General features: G+C 68.0%; 1 pseudogene. It reads right to left on the bottom strand.

From position 1 onward, the window contains the following. Window positions 1-206: pseudogene (locus ACPXB1_RS30740) on the bottom strand (hypothetical protein); the annotation flags it as partial.

The following is a 206-nucleotide window of genomic DNA, read 5'->3' as shown; positions in this document are numbered from 1 at the left end:
TGCAAGCTCGTACCGATCGAGATCACCGCAGCACGCTCGGGCATACCGGCCTTCTTCGTCGCGGCGATGATCGCCTTCACGTTGGCGGTCTGCTCGTCATTCAGGGCGATGCGCGACTGCGCGCCCTGCGTGCCGTGCGGGATCAGCTTGGCGGTGTCGGGCTTGTCGGCCTGCACGACCGCGACGGGCTTGCCATCCACCGGCGC

It is taken from the genome of Micromonospora sp. DT68 (assembly GCF_049847245.1).
Classification (GTDB): domain Bacteria; phylum Actinomycetota; class Actinomycetes; order Mycobacteriales; family Micromonosporaceae; genus Micromonospora; species Micromonospora profundi.
This window is presented reverse-complemented; position numbering and strand designations above follow the sequence as displayed.